General features: G+C 62.8%; 19 protein-coding genes and 2 riboswitches. Of the genes, 9 read left to right on the forward strand and 10 right to left on the reverse strand.

Annotated elements, in window-relative coordinates; genetic code table 11:
- Window positions 1–190 precede the first annotated feature (190 nt).
- Window positions 191–1,096, reverse strand: a complete 906-nt coding sequence (locus VIZ63_RS00930; protein ID WP_331607595.1) for a PhzF family phenazine biosynthesis isomerase — start codon at window positions 1,094–1,096, stop codon at window positions 191–193.
- 285 nt (window positions 1,097–1,381) lie between these two features.
- A riboswitch (TPP riboswitch) is annotated at window positions 1,382–1,509 on the forward strand.
- A 90-nt stretch (window positions 1,510–1,599) separates the two neighbouring features.
- Between VIZ63_RS00930 and VIZ63_RS00935 the strand changes: the two genes are divergently transcribed.
- From VIZ63_RS00935 to VIZ63_RS00950, 4 genes are all read left to right on the forward strand, one after another.
- Window positions 1,600–3,711 carry a TonB-dependent receptor gene (locus VIZ63_RS00935; protein WP_331607596.1) on the forward strand — a complete coding sequence of 704 codons (2,112 nt, stop codon included), beginning with the start codon at window positions 1,600–1,602 and terminating at the stop codon, window positions 3,709–3,711.
- Between the two features lie 145 nt (window positions 3,712–3,856).
- Entirely contained in the window at window positions 3,857–4,111 is a 255-nt protein-coding gene (locus tag VIZ63_RS00940) for a YkoF family thiamine/hydroxymethylpyrimidine-binding protein (protein ID WP_331607597.1), read from the forward strand.
- Entirely contained in the window at window positions 4,108–4,725 is a 618-nt protein-coding gene (gene pnuC / locus VIZ63_RS00945) for a nicotinamide riboside transporter PnuC (protein WP_331607598.1), read from the forward strand. The genes VIZ63_RS00940 and pnuC overlap by 4 nt, the downstream gene beginning before the upstream one ends.
- Window positions 4,712–5,509 carry a choline/ethanolamine kinase family protein gene (locus VIZ63_RS00950; RefSeq protein WP_331607599.1) on the forward strand — a complete coding sequence of 266 codons (798 nt, stop codon included), beginning with the start codon at window positions 4,712–4,714 and terminating at the stop codon, window positions 5,507–5,509. The genes pnuC and VIZ63_RS00950 overlap by 14 nt, the downstream gene beginning before the upstream one ends.
- A gap of 140 nt (window positions 5,510–5,649) precedes the next feature.
- On the opposite strand, the gene gpmA is transcribed toward VIZ63_RS00950, so the two are convergent.
- The 6 genes from gpmA to VIZ63_RS00980 all read right to left on the reverse strand — a co-directional run bounded on the left by gpmA (window position 5,650) and on the right by VIZ63_RS00980 (window position 15,410).
- Window positions 5,650–6,402, reverse strand: a complete 753-nt coding sequence (gene gpmA / locus VIZ63_RS00955) for a 2,3-diphosphoglycerate-dependent phosphoglycerate mutase (protein WP_331607600.1) — start codon at window positions 6,400–6,402, stop codon at window positions 5,650–5,652.
- A gap of 149 nt (window positions 6,403–6,551) precedes the next feature.
- Window positions 6,552–11,399: an NAD-glutamate dehydrogenase gene (locus VIZ63_RS00960; RefSeq protein WP_331607601.1), complete on the reverse strand. Its 4,848-nt coding sequence runs from the start codon at window positions 11,397–11,399 to the stop codon at window positions 6,552–6,554.
- A gap of 157 nt (window positions 11,400–11,556) precedes the next feature.
- Window positions 11,557–12,741 (reverse strand): dihydrolipoamide acetyltransferase family protein, encoded by a 1,185-nt coding sequence (locus tag VIZ63_RS00965; RefSeq protein WP_349261094.1) that lies wholly within the window; start codon window positions 12,739–12,741, stop codon window positions 11,557–11,559.
- 8 nt (window positions 12,742–12,749) lie between these two features.
- Window positions 12,750–13,730, reverse strand: coding sequence for an alpha-ketoacid dehydrogenase subunit beta (locus VIZ63_RS00970; RefSeq protein WP_331607603.1), 981 nt, complete (start codon window positions 13,728–13,730; stop codon window positions 12,750–12,752).
- A 12-nt stretch (window positions 13,731–13,742) separates the two neighbouring features.
- Window positions 13,743–14,828 carry a pyruvate dehydrogenase (acetyl-transferring) E1 component subunit alpha gene (pdhA, locus tag VIZ63_RS00975; RefSeq protein ID WP_331607604.1) on the reverse strand — a complete coding sequence of 362 codons (1,086 nt, stop codon included), beginning with the start codon at window positions 14,826–14,828 and terminating at the stop codon, window positions 13,743–13,745.
- 108 nt (window positions 14,829–14,936) lie between these two features.
- Window positions 14,937–15,410: a MarR family winged helix-turn-helix transcriptional regulator gene (locus tag VIZ63_RS00980; protein ID WP_331607605.1), complete on the reverse strand. Its 474-nt coding sequence runs from the start codon at window positions 15,408–15,410 to the stop codon at window positions 14,937–14,939.
- Window positions 15,411–15,562: 152 nt separating this feature from the next.
- Between VIZ63_RS00980 and hppD the strand changes: the two genes are divergently transcribed.
- A complete protein-coding gene (gene hppD / locus VIZ63_RS00985; RefSeq protein WP_331607606.1) occupies window positions 15,563–16,630 on the forward strand; it encodes a 4-hydroxyphenylpyruvate dioxygenase in 1,068 nt (355 codons plus the stop codon).
- Between the two features lie 88 nt (window positions 16,631–16,718).
- Here hppD and VIZ63_RS00990 read toward each other — a convergent pair whose 3' ends face one another.
- The 3 genes from VIZ63_RS00990 to VIZ63_RS01000 all read right to left on the reverse strand — a co-directional run bounded on the left by VIZ63_RS00990 (window position 16,719) and on the right by VIZ63_RS01000 (window position 21,174).
- On the reverse strand, window positions 16,719–17,540 hold the full coding sequence (locus VIZ63_RS00990) for a lipid-binding SYLF domain-containing protein (protein WP_331607607.1): 822 nt from the start codon (window positions 17,538–17,540) through the stop codon (window positions 16,719–16,721).
- A 149-nt stretch (window positions 17,541–17,689) separates the two neighbouring features.
- Complete coding sequence (locus tag VIZ63_RS00995) at window positions 17,690–20,482, reverse strand: serine/threonine-protein kinase (RefSeq protein WP_331607608.1); 2,793 nt, start codon at window positions 20,480–20,482, stop codon at window positions 17,690–17,692.
- On the reverse strand, window positions 20,479–21,174 hold the full coding sequence (locus VIZ63_RS01000; RefSeq protein WP_414703735.1) for an ECF-type sigma factor: 696 nt from the start codon (window positions 21,172–21,174) through the stop codon (window positions 20,479–20,481). The genes VIZ63_RS00995 and VIZ63_RS01000 overlap by 4 nt, the downstream gene beginning before the upstream one ends.
- Window positions 21,175–21,377: 203 nt before the next feature.
- Here VIZ63_RS01000 and VIZ63_RS01005 point away from each other — a divergent pair, with 203 nt between their 5' ends.
- The 4 genes from VIZ63_RS01005 to VIZ63_RS01020 all read left to right on the forward strand — a co-directional run bounded on the left by VIZ63_RS01005 (window position 21,378) and on the right by VIZ63_RS01020 (window position 24,046).
- Window positions 21,378–22,217, forward strand: coding sequence for a hypothetical protein (locus tag VIZ63_RS01005; RefSeq protein ID WP_331607609.1), 840 nt, complete (start codon window positions 21,378–21,380; stop codon window positions 22,215–22,217).
- Between the two features lie 47 nt (window positions 22,218–22,264).
- Window positions 22,265–22,474: a hypothetical protein gene (locus VIZ63_RS01010; protein ID WP_331607610.1), complete on the forward strand. Its 210-nt coding sequence runs from the start codon at window positions 22,265–22,267 to the stop codon at window positions 22,472–22,474.
- A gap of 208 nt (window positions 22,475–22,682) precedes the next feature.
- Window positions 22,683–22,765: riboswitch (cyclic di-GMP riboswitch) on the forward strand.
- A gap of 173 nt (window positions 22,766–22,938) precedes the next feature.
- Window positions 22,939–23,445, forward strand: coding sequence for a TlpA disulfide reductase family protein (locus tag VIZ63_RS01015; protein WP_331607611.1), 507 nt, complete (start codon window positions 22,939–22,941; stop codon window positions 23,443–23,445).
- 55 nt (window positions 23,446–23,500) lie between these two features.
- On the forward strand, window positions 23,501–24,046 hold the full coding sequence (locus VIZ63_RS01020) for a hypothetical protein (RefSeq protein WP_331607612.1): 546 nt from the start codon (window positions 23,501–23,503) through the stop codon (window positions 24,044–24,046).
- Window positions 24,047–24,070 lie beyond the last annotated feature (24 nt).

Here is a 24,070-nt window from a genome sequence, read left to right on the forward strand (position 1 = left end):
AACATCAACGATGGCAAGGTACGATCAGCGCGGGAGTGGAAGTTGGCGATGAACCAGTTCGCTGTGCTGTACGGAGATCGCTTCGTCAGACCCGCGAACTAAATGCAAACCGCCTCGAACACAGAAAATCTGACACGTCCCAGCGCGAGGCTCGCGCTATCCACTTTCAACTATCAATGATCAACTTCCCTCAGACCTGCACTTCCGCCTCGTACACGATCACCGCATCGCCGGTGATGCGCACGCTCTGCGCGACCTTGCCCGAGGACTCGACTTCGACCTGGACCAGACCCGGTCGGCGCACCCAGTGTCCCTGGCGTCCTTCGAACACGACGCGTCCATCCTGCGGCAGCAGCAGGCCCTGGTTGACGAGGTAGACACCGAGCATGCCGTGGGCATTGCCGCTCACGGGATCTTCCGGAATGCCCAGCGCCGGGCAGAACATGCGCGACTCTGTTCCATAGCCTTTGTCGTTCGGGCTCAGCGCGAACACGAAGTAGCCCTCCGCGCCGACATGCGGCGTGAGGCGGGTCAGTTCCTCGAAGTCCGGCTTGAGTGAGTTGAGCAGGTCGGGGGAGCGCAGGCCGATCAGCAGTCGCGATGTGCCCTTGCTCATGATCTGCAGCGGGCAGTCGTTGTGCAGGCTCGGGCTGGAAATGCCGAGCGCATCGAGCACCTGACGTCGATGGTGATCCGGAATCACCGGCCCCAGCGACGGCGGGTTCTGGGTAATCGCCACGCGCAGATCGTCGTCGACTTCCGTCACTTCGATCTCGACCACGCCGGCGCCCGTGAGCTGCCGCACCTTGCCGGTCGTCTTGCCCTCGACCGTGGCGCGCACGTACTGCGCAGCAATGGTCACGTGTCCGACGAAGGACGCCGAATGGCGCGGGGTGAAATAGCGCACCTGCATGTCATGGTCGCCGCTCTCGGACTCGAGCACGAAGCCCGTCTCGCAATTCACCTCGGTCGCGATCGTCTGCATCTCCTGCTCGGAGAGATGATCGCCGTCGAGCACCACGATGGCGGGATTCCCGCAAAAACGCTGCCGCGTGAATGCATCGACATGAAACAGCCGGCACCGGCGATTCGCCATGGAAATGAGAGCCTCGTTCGAATGAATTCCCCGCCGTTCTTATGGCGGAAGGGGCAAAAAAGAGCAAGCGGGGCACTGGCATGCGGCCAACTGGCCAACCGGCTAACCGGCTAACCGGCTAACCGGCTAACCGGCTAACCGGCTAACCGGCGCACTGGCCAACGGCTGGCTGGATCAGTGAGTCGATGCCTGGCTCCACTCTGGCCAGTCGGCCAGTCGGCCAGTGAGCCGGTTAGCCAGTTAGCCAGCCCCCAGTTGGCCAGTGGCGACGATTGTGTGACAATCGCCGCCGCCTTGGGGTGGCCCTGAATTGGGCCTGAGATGCCGAACCGCGAATGACCTTCGCTCATCGGTGGACCCGTTGAACCTGATCCGGTTAATACCGGCGTAGGGAGCAGGTCTTGCGATTGCGGAGAAGGTCCGCCTCGCACAAGCATTACGCTTCAGTCGTCCTCTGCTTCTCAGCGCCGTTTGCCGGATCTTCACTGAGGAGGATCTGAAGCATGCGTGCGTCTGTGTTGTTGCTGTTGGGGTTGTCGGCGCCGACGGCCCATGTGGTCGCTGCCAACGACATCGTGGAAGAAGTCATTGTGACCGCGACCTTGCGCAAGCAGGCGCTGGTCGATGCACCCATCAGCGTCACGGTCATGGATCAGACGATGCTGCGTGATGCGGGGCAACAGCACCTGGAAGACGTCCTGACCTCGGTGCCGAATCTTCATTGGGCTGGCGGCACGTCGCGTCCGCGCTATTTCCAGCTGCGTGGTATCGGCGAGCGCGAACAATACGAGGGCGCGCCCAATCCGTCGGTCGGATTCCTCATCGACGACATCGACTTCAGCGGCATTGGCATGGCCGCAACGCTGTTCGACGTGGACCGTGTCGAAGTACTGCGGGGACCGCAAGGCATGCGTTACGGCGCCAATGCGCTCGCGGGCCTGATCGTCATGCGCAGCGTGGATCCCGGCAACCAGTACGGATTTTCGACGGAGGCCTCCGTCGCCGACTACGGCACGCAATCCCTGGGAGCGGTCGCGACCGGGCCGGTCGAATCGCTCAACTCCGCCTGGCGCGTAGGTGTGCAGCGATATCGCAGCGATGGCTTTCGCGACGACGTCTACCTGAATCGCGACGACACCAACGATCGCGACGAACTCACGGCGCGGGCCAAGTGGCGCTGGCAGCCATCGGCAACGACGACCGTGGATCTCACCTGGCTGCACGCCGATCTCGACAATGGTTACGACGGCTGGTCGATCGACAACTCGCGACGCTCGCAGGCTGACCGACCGGGCAAGGATACGCAGCAGGCAGACGGTGGCTCGCTGCGTGTCGAGACTCAGGCGGGATCGCTCGGATCGCTGACTGTCATCGCCGCTCTATCGGATTCGCAAGGCGTATCCAGCTTCGATGGTGACTGGGGTAACGCGCATAGCTGGGCGCCGTACACCTACGACTATTTCTACGAGGCGCGCAGCAAGCGGCGCGCGCGCAGTTTCGAAGTCCGGCTCGCTTCGCCGGATTCGAATGAGGGCATTGCGTGGCTGGTCGGTGCCTACACGCTCGATCTCGATGAACGCATCGATGAAATCAGTGTCGGCGAGTACATCGATCCGTTCTCTCCCGAGTATTCGGGTTCGTCCGACGATTCACTGCAGAGCCGTTACGACGCGCGCAACGTTGCGGTCTTCGGGCAGCTCGATGGCGCAATCGGCAGCCGCTGGGGATGGTCGTTCGGTGTGCGCGCCGAGCAGCGCGAAGCGGACTATCGCGATAGCGGCATCCAGAGCGGACTGCCGCGGCTGACGGATACGGGCGAGAAAGACACGATGTGGGGCGGACAGGCCACGCTGCATGTCGATGCCAGCGACAACACACGCCTGTTCGCAACCCTGTCGCGAGGCTACAAAGCGGGCGGGTTCAACCTCGGTCGCGGGGCCGCGATCAAGGAGCGCTTCGAACCCGAGTACCTGTGGAGCCTGGATGTGGGCGCGAAGGGCGAGTGGCTGGATCGTCGCCTGTACGCCGACATCACGGCGTTCTACATGCGCCGCGAAGACATGCAGGTGGCCACCGGCGTCCAGCTCGATCCCATCGGCGATCCAAACAGCTACCTGTTCTTTACCGACAACGCATCCGGCGGTCGCAACGTCGGTATCGAATCGAGCGCGCGCTGGCGCATCAACGGGCAGTTCGAACTGGGCGGCTCGCTGGGCCTGTTGCACACGCGCTATTCAGGTTATCGCCCCGAAGGTATCGATCTGAGCGATCGCGATCAGGCGCATGCGCCGGAATACACCGCCTCCGTGAATGCCACCTGGCGCTCGCCGCTCGGCTGGATGGCGCGCGTCGATGTCTCGGCCATCGACGATTTCTACTTCGATGTGCCGCCGAACGACCAGCGCGCCGGCGCCTACTCGCTGACGAACCTCAAGGCCGGCTATGAAGCGCAGACCTGGAGTGCTTATCTGTGGGCGCGCAACGTGTTCGACGAGGACTACGTGGTGCGCGGCTTCTACTTCGGCAACGAGCCGCCAAACTTCGACAACAAGCGCTACACGCAGCTCGGTGAGCCGCGCCAGGTCGGCGTGAGTGTGAGGTGGTCGCTGCGATAGCAGCGACCGGCCAACTGGCGAACTGGCCAATTGGTCCGCTGGCCAGAATCAGAGCCGAATTTGAGGTGTGACTTTTCTTTTCTTCATTCTGGCCAGCGGACCAGTTAGCCCGTTGGCCAGTTAGCCGCGCCGGAGGCGCTTCCCCATGCGTACTGCCATCGAAATCAGTCTCTATCCGCTCGACGCCGATTACATTCCGCCGATCAAGTCGTTCATCGAGCGGCTCAATACGTACCCTGACATCCAGGTGACGACCAATGCCCTGAGCACGCAGATCGCAGGAGAGCATGCGCGCTTGTTCGAAATCCTGGCCAAGGAGACCGCGACGACATTCGCGGAAGCCGGGCGTAGGGTGTTCGTGATGAAGATCATTGGCGGAGCGGCTGCTGCGTCGTCATGAATGAACTGCTGGCGCAACTGCGCGCGACCTCGCCGGCGGAGGCCATTGGCGCTGCCATCGGTCTTGCCTACCTGCTGCTCGCGGTAAGGCGCAATCTGCTGTGCTGGCTGTGCGCCTTTGCCAGCACGGCGATCTACCTGGTGCTGTTCGTCCGCATCAACCTGTACATGCAGTCGGTGTTGCAGGTGTTCTACCTGGTCATGGCCGTGGTGGGTTTCATCGACTGGCGCAGGGGCCGGACGGAGGCCGGTGACGTGCGTATACGCACGTGGACGTTGTCGCAGCACCTTGCGGCGGCAGCGTTGGTCGTCGTCGCGACAGCGATCAATGGCTGGCTGCTGTCGGGCACGGATGCCGTGGCACCGTACGTGGATTCCTTCGTCACCTGGGGCAGCATCGTCACGACGTGGATGGTCGCGCGCCGTGTGATCGAGAACTGGTTGTACTGGATCGTCGTCGATGGCGTCGCCGCCTGGCTCTATTTCTCACAGGGCCTGCTGGTGACGACCCTGCTGTTCGTGATCTATCTCGGCATCGTCGTGCGCGGCTATCTCGTGTGGCGGCGCGACCTCGCGGTGCAGCGGGCGGAGGCGGTTCAGCATGCTGCCGCCTGACGTTCAGGACGCATTGAGAGGGATCGATCTCGGACGCATCGACAGCGTCGAGCGCATCAAGCATGGACTGACGAACGACAGCTGGCTCGTACGCAGCGACGCAGGGTCGTTCGTCGTCAGGAACAGCAATACGTCAGAGGACTCGCTGCAGATCAATCGACGCAGCGAGGCGCTGATCCTGGAGGCGGTTGCACGAGCCGGCATCGGCCCCGAAGTGATTTGCTGCGATCCCGCGCGACATCTGCTGGTGACGCGCTATGCGGGCACGACCTGGACCGAGGCGCACGCGCTCGACCAGGCCAACATCGGGCGTGTCGCAGCGCTGTTGCGGCGCCTGCATGCCGTGAAGCCGCCTCCTGGGATTCAGATCGTCGACCTCGGCAGCGTCGTGCATGGCTATCTGCGGACACTGGATGAGCATGGCAGGACGATGGAGTCGGATCATTCGCAGCTGCGCGCGCGTGCCGATCAGATTGCGTCCTTCCTGCGCGCCGAACCCGAACTGCGCCTGTGCCACAACGACATCCACGCGCTCAATATCGTGGACGACGGCACGTTGCGCCTGATCGATTGGGAATATGCCGGCCTGGGCGAACGCATGTTCGACCTGGCGTCGATCTGCGTGTATCACCGTTACTCGAAGCTGCAGCGCGAACAGATACTCGACGGCTATCTCGACGCACCGGACCCACTGGCGTGGCACCGGCTCGAACTGTGCTGCTGGCTGTTCGACTACGTCCGCGACCTGTGGACTGCAGTCAGGGAACTGGACGTTTCAGCGTAGGAAGAAGCGGGTACACAAAGGCGCACAGAAGAAACACGAAGGACCACAGAGTTACAGGCCAAAGGATCTTTGGATTCCCAGCCTTTATGCTCTTTGGTGCTGCGTATTTGTGCTCCTTTGCGTACCCGCCTCTACGGTGCCTATTTCTTTGCTTCGGCCTGACGAGCGACAGCTTCGGCCGCAGCCTTGATGGCTTCGGGGTCGCCGAGGAAGCGACGTGAGATGGCCTGCAGATCCTGGTCGAGTTCGTAGTGGATCGGCACGCCCGTCGGGATGTTGAACTCGACGATATCGTCGGTCGACATGTTGTCGAGCATCTTCACCAGTGCGCGCAGGCTGTTGCCGTGCGCGACGATCAGCACGTTGCGGCCGGCTTTGAGTTCGGGCGCGATCCGGCTGTTCCAGAACGGCAGGACGCGATCGAGCGTGGTCTTCAGCGATTCGGTGGCGGGCAGCTCTTCCGGTTTCAGCGCGGCATAACGACGGTCGAAACGCGGATGACGCTTGTCATCGAGCGCCAGCGCGGGCGGCGGAATGTCATAGCTGCGGCGCCAGATCTTGACCTGGTCGGCGCCGTGCTTCGCCACGGTCTGGGCCTTGTCCAGACCCTGCAGTGCGCCGTAGTGGCGTTCGTTGAGGCGCCAGCTGCGTTCGACCGGCAGCCACATCAGATCCATTTCATCCAGCGCGATCCACAGCGTGCGGATCGCGCGCTTCAGCACCGACGTGAAAGCGACATCGAACTCGAAGCCTTCCGCCTTGAGCAGCCGGCCCGCTTCGCGTGCTTCGTTGCGGCCCTGCTCGGTCAGGTCGACATCGACCCAGCCGGTGAACAGATTTTCGAGATTCCAGGTGCTTTGTCCGTGGCGGACGAGAACGAGTTTGCCGGGCATGGTGAGCAATTAATAATTCACAATTGACAATGTAGAGAGCGCCGAAGCCGAGCGGAAGCATACCAGCGCTGCTGGGCGGGAGTCCGGCAGCATGCGAGCGCCAAGCCCTCCCGCATTGTTAATTGTTACTTGTTAATTATCAATTCTCTTCATTCCGCCATCGACCGTACCGCCTGCAGCGCCACCGACAGTGTCGCGAAATCCATTTGCGGCAGGGCGCGCATGTCGTTGATTGTCTGGCGAACATGCGCGATCGCAGTGGATTTCTTCGCGAGCCATGCATCGACCGTTGCGTGCGACGGGGCCTTGGACGACTTGCCGAGGACCTGCAGGCACAGCTTGCGTTGCAGGTCGTAGATGTTGTCGCGCAGGGTCGAGCGCGCGACGGCCTGCCAGTGGCCTTCGACGCCCAGCGATTCGATCTGTTCGCGCAGCCAGTCGAGTGACAGTGACGTGCCGAGGTAGAAGTAGATCGCTGCCGCCGCTTCGATGGGCACGCGGGTCTGCTCGGAAATGTCGACCAGATCAGGTCCGGAGCGCAGTGCGGCCAGGCTCGCCATGCGCTTGCTCAGCACTTCCGGAACCTTCGCGGTGCGATAGGTCTCCAGCCGACGCTGGAACACATGCTGGTCCGATCCCGACAGGACTCGCGGCAGTGCCGCATCGAGCCGGGTCAATGCGGTTCGCAGACGACCGACCTGCTGTTCGATCTGCAGCGCGCCCGAGTGGCGATGGATCAGCCAGTGCGTGCAGAAACGCAGCAGCCGCGTCGTTTCGAACATCATCTCGTACTGCATGCTCGCGTCGATCCTGGCGTCGAGCGCCTCGATCGCGCTCCAGGTGTCGCGCATGCCGAACGACTCGCGTGCAATCGCGTACGCGCGAACCACGGTGGCCGCGCTTGCGCCTGTGTCTTCCTGAGTGCGACGCGCGAAAGATGCTCCCATGCGATTGACCATGCTGTTGGTCGTCGCCGTGGCAATGATTTCGCGTCGCAGCCGGTGCTGCTGGAAATAGCGGCCGAGACGCTGCTGCATTTTCGCGGGGAAGTAGCGTTCCAGCTCCAGGCCGAGGTACGGGTCTTCCGGGACGTCCGAATCCACCAGCAGCGTGTACAGCGCCATCTTGGCGTAGGCGAGCAGGATGGCGAGTTCCGGGCGCGTCAGGCCACGGCCTGCCTTGCGACGTTCCTCGATGTCCTCGCCGCTGGGCAGGAATTCGAGCGCACGATCCAGCAGCCCCGTCAGTTCGAGCGAGCGGATCGTATGCACGTGCTCGAGCAGGTCCTTCACCGAGCGTGCCTGCAGCATCGACAGCGCCTGGCTTTGCAGGTAGTTGTCGCGCAGTACGAGCGCTCCTACCTCTTCGGTCATCGACACCAGCAGCTTGTTGCGCTTTGCCAGCGTCAGGCCGGCGCGTTTTGGCAGCGAGTTGAGCAGGATCTTGATGTTCACTTCATGGTCGGAGCAGTCGACGCCGGCCGAGTTGTCGACGAAATCCGTGTTGATGCGGCCGCCATGCAGTGCGTACTCGATGCGGCCGCGTTGCGATACGCCGAGATTGCCGCCTTCGCCGACTACCTTGCAGCGCAGATCGCGTCCATTGACGCGCACGGCGTCGTTGGCGCGGTCGCCCACGTCCAGATTGGTTTCTCCGCTCGCCTTGACGTACGTGCCGATGCCGCCGTTCCACAGCAGGTCCACGGGCATGCAGAGGATGGCGCGAATGAGTTCCTGCGGCGTGAGCGTGTCGCGGTCCAGTCCGAGCATCGTCTGCGCGGGCGTTGAGATGCGAATGGACTTGGCGCTGCGCGGATAGATGCCGCCGCCCGCGGACAGCAGTTTGCGGTTGTAGTCCTCCCACGACGAGCGCGGCAACTCGAACAGGCGCTTGCGCTCGGCGAAGGAAGTTGCGACATCGGGATTCGGGTCGAGAAAAATGTGCTGGTGATTGAACGCAGCGACCAGGCGGATGTGTCGTGACAGCAGCATGCCGTTGCCGAACACGTCGCCGGCCATGTCGCCGATGCCGGCGACCGTGAAGCCATAGGACTGGATGTCGACGCCGATCTCGCGGAAGTGTCGCTTCACGCATTCCCAGGCGCCGCGTGCCGTGATGCCCATCTTCTTGTGGTCGTAACCGGCGGAGCCGCCCGAAGCGAAGGCGTCGCCCAGCCAGAATCCGTAGTCGATGGCGATGCGATTGGCGGTATCGGAGAACGTCGCCGTTCCCTTGTCCGCGGCCACGACGAGATACGTATCGTCACCGTCACGACGCACCACCCGGGCAGGCGGCACGACCTTGCCATCGACGAAGTTGTCCGTCACGTCGAGCAGCGCGTGAATGAATGTGCGATAGCACTCGATGCCTTCGCGCTGCGTATCTTCGCGGCTGGCATTTGCCGGCAGGCGCTTGGGCACGAATCCGCCTTTCGCGCCGACCGGCACGATCAGCGTGTTCTTGACGTTCTGCGCCTTCATGAGTCCCAGCACTTCCGTGCGGAAATCCTCGCGCCGGTCGGACCAGCGCAGACCACCGCGCGCCACTGCGCCCATGCGCAGATGCACGCCTTCGACGCGCGGCGAGTACACGAAGATCTCGAATGCCGGCCGCGGCTGCGGCAGGTCGGCAATACTGCGTGAATCCAGTTTGAGCGAGAGATAGGTCTTGTCGATGCTGCCGTCGGAATGCGGATGCGCGGCATCGGTCTGGTAGTGATTGGTGCGCAGGGTTGCTGCGATGGCGCTCGCGTAACGGCGCAGGATGCGGTCTTCGTCGAGGCTGGTGACACTGTCGAGCTGCTTCGCCAATTGCTTCCGCAGGCGCGTGAGATCGGCGTTGCGGCGTTGGGACGAGTGCGCCGGATCGAACTGGGTCTCGAAGATCGCGGACAACGTGGCGGTGATGTCGGGGTTCGAGACCAGCACCTGCTCCATGTACGCCTGGCTGAACGTCGTTCCCGCCTGCAGCAGGAAGCGGCAGTACGCGCGCAGCACCATCGCCTGGCGCCACGTCAGTCCGGCGCTGACGATCAGTCGATTGAAACCGTCGTTCTCCGCGCGACCACTCCAGATCACCACGAATGCCTGCGTGAAGCGAGCCTCCAGCTCGGCGGGATCGTTTTTGCCGCTCTCGCGACGCTGCATTTCGAAATCCTGCAGCCAGATTTCGCGGCTCGGTCCCGTGGCATGAGGCGGCGTGATGCTGTAGGGGCGTTCGCTGAGTACCGTGAAACCGAGATTTTCGAGGATCGGCAGCGCGCGCGAGAGCGGAATGGGCGAGGCCGTGCGCAGCAGGCGCAGATGGATTGCCTGATTCTCGCCGCGCGTCAGACGCATGACGATCCGTTCGGGATTGCGCAGCACTTCGTCGATCTGCGCGACATCGGCGACCGCTGTGGCAGCAGCGACGTCCTCGGTGTAAGCCGCCGGGAATGCGCCGACGAGCCGATCGGCCAGGGCGAACCCCTCGACCTCGCCGTGTTCGAGCGCCAGCGCCTCGCGCAACCGATCGTCCCACGTGCGCACGGTCTCGGTGATCTGCTGCTCCAGCGCGTCGACATCGACGCGCGGCCCACCGCCGGCGGGCAGACGCACGATCATGTGCACCCGTGCCAGCGCGGACTCCGAGAGCTGCACCTGCGATTCGATGGCGGTCGCATGCATGCGTTGGCGCACCAGCGCTTCGATGCGATTGCGAACCTGTGTGTTGTAGCGATCACGCGGCACGAAAATCATGCCCGAGTAGAAGCGGTTGAAGGAGTCGCGGCGCATGAAGACGCGTACGCGATGCCGCTCATAGAGATTCACGATACCGCGCACGATGCGGATGATGTCGGCGACGCTGGCCTGGAACAGTTCGTCGCGCGGATAGGTTTCCAGGACGTGCATGACCGCCTTGCCGTCGTGGCTGGCGGGATCGAGTCCGAAGTGATCCACGACGCGTTCGATCTTGTGGCGCAGCAACGGAATCTCGCGCGGACTGCGGCTGTACACGCCGGAGGTGAACAGGCCGAGGAAACGGCGTTCACCCGTGACCCGCCCGCTCTTGTCGAAGACCTTGAGGCCGACATAGTCGAGGTAGGTAGCGCGATGGACCGTCGACACCGAGTTGGCCTTGGTGATGATCAGCAGTTCGGCTTCGCGCGCATGTTCGCGCGATTCGCCGGTCAGTCGTGTCGGTTGCAGGCGCTGACCGCGGCGCTGACGAAGAATGCCGAGGCCGGACTCGGTAATCGGCACCAGCAGGTCTTCGGAGCGGCCGCGCTGCAACTTGTACTCGCGATAGCCAAGAAACGTGAAGTGATTGGCTTCCATCCATTCGAGCAGAGCGGCCACTTCGCGCGCCTCGTTTGCCGGCACGACGGATGAACTGATGTCCATCTCTTTCGCGATCGCGAGTGCCTGCTTGCGCATTGCCTGCCAGTCCTCGACAGCAAAGCGGACGTCTTCGATGACGCGCAGGATCTTCTGTTCGAGCTGTTGCAGGCGCTGCGGATCGCCGATGTGGTCGATCTCGATGTGTTGCCAGGATTCCCCCTGGAACTTGCCGTCCGGCGCGCTGCTGTCATCGATGTCACGCAGACGTCCCGCTGCATCCCTGCTGACGCGGATGATCGGGTGGATCATCAGTTGACTGGTGAGACCCGCCTGGCTCAGCACCATGCTGATGGAGTCGACCAGGAAGGGCATGTCCTCGACCACCACTTCGACGATCGTGTGGGTGGAGGTCCAGCCGTCGCGTGCAGGATCGCAGTTGAATACGCGCACTGCCGCGCGGTTGCGTTTACGCGTGGCCGCGAAGCGCATGTGACCGAGCGCGAGCGCGGCCAGGTCGCCGCGGGGGTAGGCCGCCATGTCCTCCTCCGCAACGCCGCGATAGTACTGGCGGATGAAGCGCGCCGCGTTCACGGCATCGCCGCGCTTCTGTGCGTGGCGGGCGGACGCGGCTATCTGTTCGATGAGCTTCTTGCGAGCAGCGGGAATAGTGCCGTGCATGGAAGTTTTTTCGACTCGTTGTTGTGGTGGTGGAGTGTGTAGGTGAGGATCGATGCGACTGCAATTCGTAGTCACCTCGGCCACCGCGTCCGCGGCAGCCGATTCTCAGGTTCCTGCCCGATTCCCTGGGCGGCGGAGAGAACGAGGCGGAGTCAATTCAGTCAGGGCTGGCGAGATCCCCGATGACGGCTCCAAGGAACCGGCAGGCCTCGCCTCCTGTAATGCAACGATGATCGAACGTCAGGGACAGCGGCAGACGCATGTGGATCTCGGGGCTCGATTTACCCGCCACGACATCGCGTTGCAGGCGTCCGGCGCCGAGAATCGCCACCGTCGGCGGCACCACGAGCGGCGTGGCGTAGCGACCTGCCAGCGTCCCGAAGTTCGACAGCGTGAATGTGTAGTCACGCATCTGCTCCGGGGTCACCGTGCGATTGCGTGTGCTTTCCTTCAGTTCGTTCAGCGCGGCACGTAGCTGCTCCGGCGTTTGTGAATCGATGTCCCGCAGCACCGGGACGAGCAGGCCCTCGCTGGTGTCGACGGCGATGGCGAGGTGTATCTGATCCATGATCCTGCGGGCCGGGACCGAGGGATCGAACAGTGCATTGAGGCCCGGTTCCGCGCGGACGCCGGCGGCGATGGCGCGAATCAGTCGGGCAGTGATGTCCGCACGGCCATACCACGCCTCGATGTCGGCATCGTCGAAGATCGTGCACATCGCCACCTGATCGCGCGACAGCGACATGCTGGCCGACATTGCTTTGCGCGGGCCCCGCAGCCGGTCCGCATCCGTGAGTCCGGCAACCGCTGGCGATGTGGCAGAACCAATACCGACATTGGCTCGCGCCAGGACATCGTCGACGCTGATCAGGCCATGACGCCCCGTGGGTCGGCAGGCAGCGAGATCGACCCTCAGGCGTTTCGCGAGCATGCGCACAGCAGGAGCGGCGCGGACCCGTCCGCCCGTCGAGCGCTGCGTGCGACGAATGATGGCGGTGTCGACGAACTCCCTGTCGCTCGCGGCCATGTGGCCCACGACCATGCCTTCGGCGGCGGAGCCGCCCGCTGACGGTTGACTGGCAGCTGGTGACTGGCCAGCAAGGGCAGTGGCAATCTCGAAATCCACCAGCGGTTTGCCCGTTTGCACCGTGTCCCCGGGCTTCGCGTGCAGGCGCACGATTTTCCCCGCATAGGGACTCGGCACTTCGACGACCGCCTTTGCGGTCTCGACGGAGAGCATCGGCTGATCGAGTTCGATCCGGTCGCCCTCGTGCACGAGCCACGATACGATCTCGGCTTCCGGCAAGCCCTCGCCCAGATCCGGCAGGTTGAATGTGGTCAGGCGCATTGTCATTGAGGCTCCAGCGTCGCCTTCACGGCATCGACGATGCGCGGAATGCTCGGAATGTTTTCGTTCTCCAGCCGGTACAGCGGCACGACGGTGTCATAGCCAGTCACGCGCTTGATCGGCGCAACCAGATCGAACAGGCCTTCTTCAGCCACGATCGCGGCGATCTCCGCGCCCACGCCGCAGTTGCGCGCCGCTTCGTGAACGATGACCAGTCGTCCCGTGCGCGCGACCGATTCGAGGATGGTTGCCGAATCGATGGGACTCACGGTGACGAGATCGAGCACTTCGGCGCTGATGCCCTGAGCCGCCAGCTGCTCGGCCGCGTGCAGAACTTCCACCGTCATGGCGCCCCAGGTCACGATGGTGACGTCGTCCCCTTCGCGCAGCACGTAACACACATCGAGCGGCAGGGCTGCGCCGTCGTCCGTGACTTCCTGTTTCACGTAGCGATAGATGCGCGTGGGTTCGAGAAACAGGACGGGATCGGGATCGCGGATCGCAGCGAGCAGCAGGCCATAGGCGCGCGCCGGAGAAGAGGGGCAGACGACGCGAATGCCGGGCACATGCGCAATCATGGATTCGACCGCTTCAGAGTGATGTTCGGGAGCGTGAATGCCGCCGCCATGCGGCATGCGCATGACGACCGGGCAACTCAGTCGGCCGCGCGTGCGATGGCGCATGCGACTCATGTGATTCACGATCTGGTCGATCGCCGGATACAGAAAACCCATGAACTGAATCTCGGCGACGGGCTTCATCCCCTGCGCGGCCATGCCGACGCACATGCCGGCGATCATGTTCTCGGCGAGCGGTGTGTCCTGGACGCGATCCGGACCGAAGCGTTCGAGGAGTCCGACTGTCGCGCGGAAGACGCCACCGCTGCGGCCCACGTCCTCGCCCAGCACCACGACGCTCGGGTCGTGCTCGAGTTCCCACGCCTGCGCCATCGTGATGGCTTCGATCATCGTTATTTTTGGCATGGTCGACGCGGCCTAATGCGATGGTCGGCCGGTGCCCGCATAGCGGCGGGCCAGGGCTTTCTGCGCCTCCACGTAAGGCGGCGGATTGGCGTACAGGTGATCGAACATCGAGTCCGTCGACTGTCTGGATGTGCCCAGATATTCCTGTACCGCGGCTTCGATCTCGCGCGCGAACTGCGCCTTGAGTGCTTGCTCGTGGGTTTCGTCCAGCGCGCCGCGCGCAATCAGCAGCTTGCGCAGCCGGATCATGGGTTCGATTTCCCACGCGGCGGCGACTTCGGCCGCGTCGCGATAACGGGTCGCATCATCGGCCGTCGTGTGATCGCTGAGCCGATAGCTCATGGCCTCGATCACGGTCGGGCCGCCGCTGCTGCGGGCTTCGGCGAGAGCCTGCTCGACACAGGCCCTCACGGCGATGACATCGTTGCCGTCGACCTGGACGCCCGGAATGCCGGCGGCGATCGCTTTCTGCGCGAGGGTCTGCGCGGCCGTCTGCTCTTCGATGGGCACCGAGATGGCCCATCTGTTGTTCACGATCACGAAGACGACGGGTAAGCGTCGTGCGCCAGCGAGATTGATGGCTTCATAAAAGGAACCTTCGGAGGTGCCGCCGTCGCCGATATAGGCGAGAGCGCAGCGGGGTTCCTTGCGAATCTTGAATGCCATGGCGGCGCCGGCGGCGTGCAGGGTCTGGGTCGCAATGGGTACGCACCACGGAAAATCATGGGCGGGACCGCCGAAATCGTTGCCGCGTTCATCGCCGCCCCAGTACAGCAGGACGTCCGTCATGCGCACACCGCGCCAGTAAAGCGTGCCGATCTCGCGGTAGACGATCGCCAGGCAGTCTTCCGGTCGCATGGCGGCGCCGACGCCGACGTGCGTGGCTTCCTGTCCCAGGCACGACGCATACGTTCCGAGTTTGCCAGTGCGCTGCAGGTTGACGGCCTTGGTGTCGAACATCCGCGCCCGCAGCATGGCCGCGTACATCTTCAGTAGTTCCGCGTCGTCGCTGGCAAAGGCCGGCAGGTCGCCTGTCGTGTTGCCCTGTGCGTCGAGGTGCTGCAGGTACTGAATACTGAACTCGGCAACCGTTCTCACCCGGTCGTCTCCTCTTACGTCCGTTGCAATTGATCGAAGTATAGCCAAGTCGACTGCGGTTTGATTCGCCGCGGACCGGGCTGATGATGATCTTGCAACAGGACTGCGTCAGGCCATCAGCCCGGCACGCGTCGACAGTTGTGTGATCAGTCGATCGAGCGCCTGTCGATCCGCCGGACTGAGTGTCGCCAGCAGTTTTTTTTCGTACGCCAGAGCCAGTGGGGCCACTCGTGTGTATACAGATTGGCCGCTGGTCGACAATCGCAGCACTGAGCGGCGTCGATCCTCGCTGTCATAGGTGCGCACGAGACGGCGCGCGTTCAACAGGCTCTGTACGGCGCGACTGACCGCAACCTTGTCCATGGCGGTGCGTTCGGCGACCTCCACGGCAGACAGCTGCGGATATCTCGCCAGCACCGCCAGCACGCGCCATTCCGGGATGGACAGGTCGAATTCCCGCGCATATGCGCGTGCGATGTTGATGCTCACGAGGTTGGAGAGCACCGACAGCCGAAAGGGAATGAACTGCTCCAGGTGCAGTTTGTCGGCAGTCCGCCTGCCCGAAGTTTTTTTAATGGTCACGTGCCGTCATGTCCGCTTATCGGCGTGGCTGCCGAATGGTTGCAATTGTAACTTGTTGCTGCAATATGACCGGCATATCTTCCCCTTTGTCCTCGCAGCGCGTCATCGCGGTATGCAATCTGCGCGTTGCGACGTTCACGTCAGGTGATCCAATGAGTCCGCAACAAAGCCCCCAGGTCTTCGACAATCCCATGGGTACCGACGGTTTCGAGTTCGTCGAGTACACGGCGCCCGATCCCGAGCTGCTTCGCACTTTGTTCGAACAGTTGGGTTTTCCGGCGACTGCGCGTCATCGCAGCAAGAACGTGACCCTGCACGCCCAGGGCGACATCAACTTCATCATCAACGCGGAGCCCGGCAGCTTCGGCCAGCGGTTCGCTCAGCAACATGGTCCATCGGCATGCGCGATGGGGTTTCGCGTCAAGGATGCATCGTTCGCGTTCCGGCGCTGCGTCGAGCTCGGTGCGAAACCGATGGAAACGCGCGTGGGCCCCATGGAGCTGCAGATTCCCGCGATCGAGGGGATCGGCGGCAGTCTGATCTACCTGGTCGATCGTTACGGCGATCGCACCATCTATGACGTCGACTTCGTTCCCATCGGCTCGGCCACGTCGACGCCATCGGCGGGCCTTTCCTACATCGATCATCTCACCCACAACGTCGCGCGCGGCAACATGAACAAGTGGTCGGGCTTCTACGAACGCCTGTTCAACTTCCGTGAGATCCGCTACTTCGATATCGAAGGCAAGAAAACCGGTCTTTTCAGTCGAGCGATGACGAGCCCCTGCGGCAAGATCCGCATTCCCATCAACGAATCGCAGGACGACAAATCGCAGATCGAGGAATATCTGCGCGAGTATCAGGGCGAGGGGATTCAGCACATCGCCCTCGGCACCAGCAACATCTTCCAGACCGTGGACGTGCTACGCGGTCGGGGCGTCCTGTTCCAGGATACGCCGGACACTTATTACGAAGGTGTGGAGGCGAGGGTGCCGGGCCACGGCGAGAACCTCGAAGAGCTGAAGCAGCGACGCATTCTGATCGACGGCAATCCGGCGCGGCAGGAAGGTGTGTTGCTGCAGATCTTCACTCAGAACGTCATCGGGCCGATCTTCTTCGAGATCATTCAGCGCAAGGGCAACGAGGGCTTCGGCGAAGGCAACTTCAAGGCGCTGTTCGAATCGATCGAACTGGACCAGATGAGGAGAGGGGTGATTTGAGCGGTCGCTGGCTGACTGGCCAACTGGTCTGCTGGCCAGAACAGGATTCTTCCGATCTTGCCAGCAGCCCAGAGCCCAGTACCCCGTCTTACTGCGGCGGCTCGGCGCCGGGGGCGCCGTCTTCCATCGGGTAGGTGGTGAACGCGCCTTCCTGCGCGGGCTGAGCCTGCGTGGTTGTCGGCGTCTGCGAGGGGGCGGTCGCTGGGGTCGCGGCCACGGGAGTTCCTGCCGAACGTTCGACTGCGGCGACTAAGTTCTGCGCGGCGGGCGGGGCCGCAGGTGCATCGCTGCGAATGATGTCGCTGGCAAGAATTCCCGAACGACCGTAGAAGGCTTCGTTTGAACGGTTGTCGATCGTCATGGCGGAGCCGTCGAGGGCGACGCCCGCGAACAGCCCGCTGGAGCGCGAATACGAATACACCTGCGCGGTCAGGCCGATGTCCGTGGCTGCAGAGCTCTGACGTCCCACCGGGCCGGCGGCCACGGCGGCGTCGGCACCGAGTGTGATCTTGCCGCCGACGATGCCTTCGATGCTCTGGCGCGATGTGAACACCAGCACGACATCGGTGGACTGGACGCCCACCTGGAAGCCGAAGCTGCCGCCGGTGAGATTGATGAATACGGGATTGCTCCATGCGCCGCTGTCGCGCCGCACGACCAGAACGCCCTTGCCGCGGCGGCCGCCGATACCGAGGCCAACCTTGATCACATCGGGCACGACTGCAACTGCATAGGCGCGCTGCATCAGCCAGCTGGGAATGTTCTGCTCAGGCATCATGAGCAGCTCTTCCATCACCTGCGTGGAAGTCAGCAGCCTTGCGCTCTGTCGCTCGTCTGCGACCGACATGGTGCTGACCAGCAGTGCCGCGGCAACGATCATCCACTGAGCCAGGGTCGTATGTGCTCGCATCGTCTCTAGATACCTCGATTCATGAATCCAATACGTAACGCCCAACGTGGGGCGTATAGCGCGGGTTCCGGCGCAACGCCTTACGTGCTCAGACTGTAGCAGATCGGAATTCGTTCAGCGGCCATGCCGGAAAACGGCCGCGGCACGCTTCAGTTGGGTTTGGCTGCGTCGGGAGCTGCATTGCGCAGTTCCAGAGACAGCGCTTCCATTTTCTGTCGTTGGCCACTCTCTTCGTAGAAGCGAGAGAGGCGATCGTGTGCCCGCTGGCGTGTGACGTTGTCGACGCCGCTTTCGGCGGTGAGTTCGCGATAACCGATGACCAGATATTTCTCGGCTTCGCGCAGGTGGCCTTCGCGATGCAGTGCCTCACCGAGTGCGCTGGCCGAACGGGCCGAACGCCACCCCGGAGCATCGGTGCGCTTCCAGCGATTCATCGAGGCCGTCAGCATGGCCTCGGCGTCCGGCAGCCGGTTGGTCGCCAGAAGCACCTCACCGAGCACGTACTCCGCCGCCGCGACGTACTGGTGATCGGGCGGCAGCGTACGAGCGTAGAGATCGAGTGCCGCGCGCACCGGCGTCTCCGCTTCTGCGAAACGGCCCTGTCGCATCAGGATCTGCGCGAGCGACGTCTGCAGGTAGCCGTTCATGTAATAGTTTTCGCCGCGCGCTGCCATATTGGTGTCGATGGCCTCGCGAGTGAGCTTTTCTGCTTCCTTGGTTTTATTCTCGGCCAGGCGTACCTGCGCCAGCGAGTCGAGCGAATCCGCGACCTGGCTGCTGTTGGGGCCGTACAGAACACGCTGCGCGTTCAGCGCGCTCTCGTAGAGCGGGCCCGCTTCGCTGACCTGGCCCTTGAGGAGCAGCACTTCCGCCATTCTGATATTGGCGATTACGCGGTCGGGGTGTTGTTCGTGAGTGGTGTTGCGATAAATGGCGAGGCTCTCGCGTGCGGCCCGTTCGGCGCCATCCAGGTCATCGCGCCATGCCAGGATATTGGTCAGGTCGAGCTGGATCGCTGCGACATCGACACTCGAGGGGCCGGCTACCTTGCGGGCGATGTCGAGGGCCTCCGACAGATACTTGTACGCCTGGTCGATATTGCTGCGCAGGAGTTCCAGTCGGCCCAGATCGACTAGCAGCCGGGAGTGCACGAGCGAGTCGTCGTCGCTCTGCGCCGATATGCGTAACGCCGTGCGGAATGCCTGATCGGATTCATCGAAACGGCCCGCATTGCGCAGCGCGATCGCCAGTTCCGTAAAGGCCTGGCCGGTTGGTGCGTCCTCGGGCAAGCCTGCCTGGCGACGAATGCGCAGGGACTCCTCGAGGTACGTCACTGCGCGCACAGGCTGGCTTTGACGGCGGAATGCGCGACCGATCGCCTCGAGCAGGCGCGCGCGCACTTCCGGCTGTTCGTTCAGTTCGCCCTGAATCGTTCCTGCGGCTCGCTCGAGCAATTCAGTGGCGGTGACCTGCTGGCCATTGTTCTCAAACGGGTCGGCTGCCGTGAACACGCGGAGCATGAATTCGGAGACGCGCTCGGCTCGCTGTCCTTCCAGCGTCGCCCGGTCACGTTCCTCCGCAATGTGCTGCCGCTGGACCGACATGACGATGCCGAAAGTGACGAGGAACGTGATGAACACGCCAGCGGCGCTCACGGCAACGGCGTTGCGACGCGCAAAGCGCTGCGAGTAGTAGATCCAGTTGCCCTGACGCGCCTGAACCGGTTCGCGGTTCAGATAACGACGGATGTCTTCGGCGAATTGCTCGACCGTGCGATACCGCGTCTCCGGTTCCTTGCGCAGCGCGCGCATGACGATGGCGTCGAGATCGCCCATCAGTCGCTGCTTCAGGCGCTCCGGCGTGAGGTGTCGTGCCCTGGCGATCTCTTCGATCGACGGTGCATTGGCTGCGTCATTCGCCTCGCCGACCCGCTGTACCGCGGCGCTGGGCCGCAGCGGGTCGGTGAAGCAGATCAGCTTCTCGAGGTCGAGCTGAGTGGCCTGTGCAGGCACGACGTAAGGCCGCAGGCCGGTCAGGAGTTCATAAAGCACCACACCGAGTGCGTAGACATCGCTCGCGGTCGTGACGGTGCGACCGAGGATCTGCTCCGGGCTGGCGTATTCGGGTGTCAGGACGCGATCGTTGAGACGCGTCATCGCCGCGGGCAGATCGGCCTTCTTGTCCTCCAGCATCTTGGCGATGCCGAAATCGAGCAGTTTGGGCTCACCTGCCTTCGTGACCAGGATGTTGGCGGGCTTGAGATCGCGATGTACCACCAGGTTCTGGTGGGCGTACTGGACGGCTGCGCATATCTCCACGAACAGTTCCAGGCGGCGCCGCAGGTCCAACTGCACCGTCGGATCGTCGCAGAAGCGATCGACTGGCTGGCCATGGATGTATTCCATGACCATGTAGGGCCGCCCGTCCTCGATTTCGCCGGCATCGAGCAGTCGAGCGATGTTCGGATGATTGAGGTTGGCGAGGATCTGCCGTTCGGATTTGACGCGCTGGCCGAGGCCGTAGGGTTGCGCGCCGCCTTCGATGATCTTGACCGCGACCTGGGCCGAATACTGCCGGTCGGAGCGTTCGGCGAGATACACGGTACCGGTGCCGCCGTAGCCAATCACCTTGGTCAGGCGATAGTTGGCCACGACGCGCCCGATCAGCGCCCGGCGTCGGTCGCGGGTGGTGAGATCGATGGCGGCGCCCAGTGCATTGGTCAGGGGAGAAGTGCCGTGTCCAGGGTCGTGGGCGAGGAGGTCGAGCACCTCGTCGTAAAGCTCCTGGTCATCGCCGGCTTCCCGCTGCAGGAAGGCCTGCTGTTCCGCTGGGGGCAGGTCCTTGGCAGCGTCGAAAAGATCCTGCAGGCGCACCCAGCGCGAACTGATGGTAGCGCCCGGCGGATCAGGCTCTGACGGCATCGTCCCTGAAGGCGTGCTCATGGACTTTCCGGCGCGCGGCTTTCCGGCCCGCGACTCCTGGAAGGGCGAATCTGGCGCAGGATCCAGGCTTTGGCCAGGCGCAGATCGCGATCGATCGTGGCTTCGGACACTTTGAGTGTTTCGGCCAGTTCCTGGTACGTCAGGCCACCGAAGTAGTGCAGTTCGACGATTTCCGCGAGCCGCATGTTATGGGTCGCGAGGCGCTGCAGCGCTTCGTCGATTTCCAGCACGTCGATTTCGCCGGACGTAATTGGCCCGCCCAGGAAATCGTCGTCGGGGAGCAGGTTTTCGACCGGAGCGGTGGTTGTCGATAGCCCGCCCCGCTTGCTGCGGAATCGTGCCTTGGCGTGGTCGACCAGGATGCGGCGCATCTGCCGGGCCGCCACGTTGAAGAAGTGGAAGCGGTCCTGCCACGGCACGCTCATTTCCACGAGCTTCACGAACGCTTCGTGCACCACGGCGGTGGCCTGGAGCGTATGCCCCGGCCGCTCGTTCTTCATGTAACGCCGCGCCCGCTCGCGCAGTTCTTCGTAAATGAGCGGGGTCAGCCTTTCCAGCGCGCGCACGTCCCCGGACTGCCACGCCGACAAAAGCCGCGTGACGGCCTGCTGCCGGTCAGCCGCCGGGATCGCCGCTGCAATCGTATTGCTCAGAGAACGCTCCGCTCCGTGCCCGTCCGGGAAGGTCCGGATATCCAGGTCGATTCTAGATTGAACTGACCGCCGGAAGGGGTCTCGGGCGCAATTCTCGCATGGACCTTCCCTCCCGGCCGCGTGCCGGTTCCCGCAATCCGTCTACGACAGTCCCCGAGGCGTCGAATTGGCGCGTTAGGGGATTTTCCCTATACAGGCGTGAGAGAGCGCCTGATTGTTGACGAATCCACCCTGAAGGACGGTTGCAGCGTGACGGCTTTCACGTTTGGCCGTCGCTTATGCCGGTGAACCGTCACAAAAATGAAGACGGGCTTATTACATATTCCATTCAGGTTTTTCGGCTCTCACTAGAGGTTCATGTCATGCGTAAGGTCATTGGTGCGTCGCTTATGTTCGCCACAGTCATCGCCGCTGGATCGGTTTGCGCAAGTAACGCACTCGATAGTCGCGTGTTGCAGCTCGCCGATGGTGCGATCAGCGTGAAGCGTCCTCAGATGCAGTTGGCTGACGGTGCGATCAGCGTGAAGCGTCCTCAGCTCGCCGATGGTGCGATCAGCGTGAAGCGTCCGCAGATGCAGTTGGCCGATGGTGCCATCAGTGTGAAGCGTCCGCAGATGCAGTTGGCTGATGGTGCCATCAGCGTGAAGCGCCCCCAGATGCAGTTGGCTGACGGCGCGATCAGCGTGAAGCGTCCCCAGATGCAGTTGGCTGATGGTGCGATCAGCGTGAAGCGTCCGCAGATGCAGTTGGCTGACGGTGCCATCAGTGTGAAGCGTCCGCAGATGCAGTTGGCTGACGGTGCCATCAGCGTGAAGCGTCCCCAGATGCAGTTGGCTGACGGTGCCATCAGCGTGAAGCGTCCCCAGATCCAGTTGGCTGACGGTGCCATCAGCGTGAAGCGTCCGCAGATGCAGTTGGCTGACGGTGCCATCAGCGTGAAGCGTCCGCAGATGCAGTTGGCCGATGGCGCGATCAGCGTGAAGCGTCCCCAGATGCAGTTGGCCGATGGTGCAATCAGCGTGAAGCGTCCTCAGCTCGCTGACGGCGCAATCAGCGTGAAGCGTCCGCAGATCGTTGCCTGATTACGCGTAAAGAATTCAAGCAATCTGACTATTCAAGAGATCAAGTAATGAAAACCCGAATTGCATTTGTTGGTACCGGCATGCTTCTGACCCTCGGCTCGGCAGTGGCCGGTTCGGTCATGTTCGCCCAGGGCAAGGGTGATGTTGCCGCCCCCGTCGCGGTTGTCGCTCAGCAGACTGTGTCTGCGGAAACGATTGCGATGTGGAAAGCCACGTCGGCGTCGACCGACTACATCGCCCCGCGCGTTCCGCTCTGATCCGCGGAGCGGGGCAGCGATCGAAATCGACGCTGAAGGCAGCAGAAGCTGTCTGCAGACACAGACAACGAAGCGAAGTGTGCGGAGAGTCACACGTCGTCGCAAATTTGCGCCGCTGACATCACACTTCGTTCGTTGACACATTTACGCGCCGTTTGGCACCCTAACTGCGCGCCATCAAGTGGCAGCCGCGACGTTCGCGAGGCTGCCCGCGCGAAGGCAAACTCACTGAAAGGTGAGGACGCAAAGCCACCGGTCTAAGGGAATTCCTACGACAGCGGGGTTGCCAGCGTTTCCGGAGGCAGTCTCCGGAACAAGTCTGTCAGCCTTGTGTCACGATCCGGCGGTCCTGCGTTTGCGGGCTGCAATTTCCTAACGTGATCGGGCGCGACCTCCAATCGATGCTGCACCAGATTCCGACTCGTGATGAGCGACCGTGCGCCAGCGCGCGTCGCGGTTACGCAATGCGTAGCCGCGCTGCAGTTCGTGCGCTGATTGCCGCGGCGCTGCTGGTGGTTGCTTCGCCGTCGCCCGCCGCCGATCTCCAAGGCCAGCCGGCTCCCGATTTCGCATTGCGCTCGCTCGAGGGCCAGAACCTGCGGTTGTCTGAACACCTGGGCGGTGTCGTCCTGATCAATTTCTGGGCGAGCTGGTGCGGGCCGTGTCGTCAGGAAATGCCGCTGCTCGATGAGCTGCACGTGAAGTACAAACTCGCCGGGTTGACGGTGCTTGGCGTCAACATCGACGACAGTACCGAGCGCGCCGCCGAGATGGCAAAAACTCTCAAGGTGTCCTATCCGGTGCTGTTCGACGAGCGCAAGGACGTCAGTCGCTCCTACGCAGTGAGCGCCATGCCGTTCACGGTACTCGTCGATCGCGAAGGCGTCGTGCGCTACGTGTCCGACGGCTTCAAGCCCGGCTACGAAAAGCGCTATGCCGAGCAGCTGCGTGAGCTTCTCAATGATGAGTAAACGGATCGGCGGTCTTTCCATGCTTCCTCTTACCTGCATTGCCCGGGTGCGCGTCATGCTTCGTCACGTCAGTCTGTTGTTGCTGTCGGTCCTGGCTCTGAGCGGTGCCGCTCATGCGCAGGAGGCCTCGGCGCCTGTCGCTGCTGCAGGCGACTTCAAGAGTCTCGATCAGGAGGTGCAGGCGCTGAAGAAGGAAGTGCTCGACCTGAATCGCGAGTTGTTCGTGCTGGAAGAAGAACTGCTGTTCCCCGCCAACACGCAGGTGGCGGTGTTCGTGTCGATGGATGTGGGCGAGTTCTTCGCGGTGGATTCGGTGACACTCAAGCTCGATAACAAGGAAGTGGCGAATTATCTCTACACCGAGCGCGAGGCTCAGGCCTTGCTCAAGGGCGGCGTGCATCGCGTGTATCTCGGCAATCTGAAGGCCGGTGATCACGAGCTGATCGCGCTGTTCACCGGTCAGGGCCCGCACGTGCGCGACTATCGCCGCGGCGCCACCATCAACCTGACCAAGGGCGTCGGCGCCAAGTACGTCGAACTCAAGATCAGCGACCGCGCCAGCAAGGCGCAGCCGGAATTCGTCGTCAAGGAATGGGAGTGAGGATGGCGTCGTCAGCCGGCCTGA

It is taken from the genome of Povalibacter sp. (genome assembly GCF_036520495.1).
Lineage (GTDB): Bacteria > Pseudomonadota > Gammaproteobacteria > Steroidobacterales > Steroidobacteraceae > Steroidobacter.

Coding starts and splice junctions, on each gene's coding strand:
- VIZ63_RS00930 (WP_331607595.1), bottom strand. CDS start 1,096: ATGGCGAATCGCCGGTGCCGGCTGTTTCATGTCGATGCATTCACGCGG.
- VIZ63_RS01010 (WP_331607610.1), top strand. CDS start 22,265: ATGAAAACCCGAATTGCATTTGTTGGTACCGGCATGCTTCTGACCCTC.
- gpmA (WP_331607600.1), bottom strand. CDS start 6,402: ATGCCCGGCAAACTCGTTCTCGTCCGCCACGGACAAAGCACCTGGAAT.
- VIZ63_RS00950 (WP_331607599.1), top strand. CDS start 4,712: ATGCTGCCGCCTGACGTTCAGGACGCATTGAGAGGGATCGATCTCGGA.
- VIZ63_RS01020 (WP_331607612.1), top strand. CDS start 23,501: ATGCTTCGTCACGTCAGTCTGTTGTTGCTGTCGGTCCTGGCTCTGAGC.
- hppD (WP_331607606.1), top strand. CDS start 15,563: ATGAGTCCGCAACAAAGCCCCCAGGTCTTCGACAATCCCATGGGTACC.
- VIZ63_RS00940 (WP_331607597.1), top strand. CDS start 3,857: ATGCGTACTGCCATCGAAATCAGTCTCTATCCGCTCGACGCCGATTAC.
- VIZ63_RS00960 (WP_331607601.1), bottom strand. CDS start 11,399: ATGCACGGCACTATTCCCGCTGCTCGCAAGAAGCTCATCGAACAGATA.
- VIZ63_RS00935 (WP_331607596.1), top strand. CDS start 1,600: ATGCGTGCGTCTGTGTTGTTGCTGTTGGGGTTGTCGGCGCCGACGGCC.
- pnuC (WP_331607598.1), top strand. CDS start 4,108: ATGAATGAACTGCTGGCGCAACTGCGCGCGACCTCGCCGGCGGAGGCC.
- VIZ63_RS01015 (WP_331607611.1), top strand. CDS start 22,939: ATGCGTAGCCGCGCTGCAGTTCGTGCGCTGATTGCCGCGGCGCTGCTG.
- VIZ63_RS00970 (WP_331607603.1), bottom strand. CDS start 13,730: ATGCCAAAAATAACGATGATCGAAGCCATCACGATGGCGCAGGCGTGG.
- VIZ63_RS00995 (WP_331607608.1), bottom strand. CDS start 20,482: ATGAGCACGCCTTCAGGGACGATGCCGTCAGAGCCTGATCCGCCGGGC.
- VIZ63_RS00990 (WP_331607607.1), bottom strand. CDS start 17,540: ATGCGAGCACATACGACCCTGGCTCAGTGGATGATCGTTGCCGCGGCA.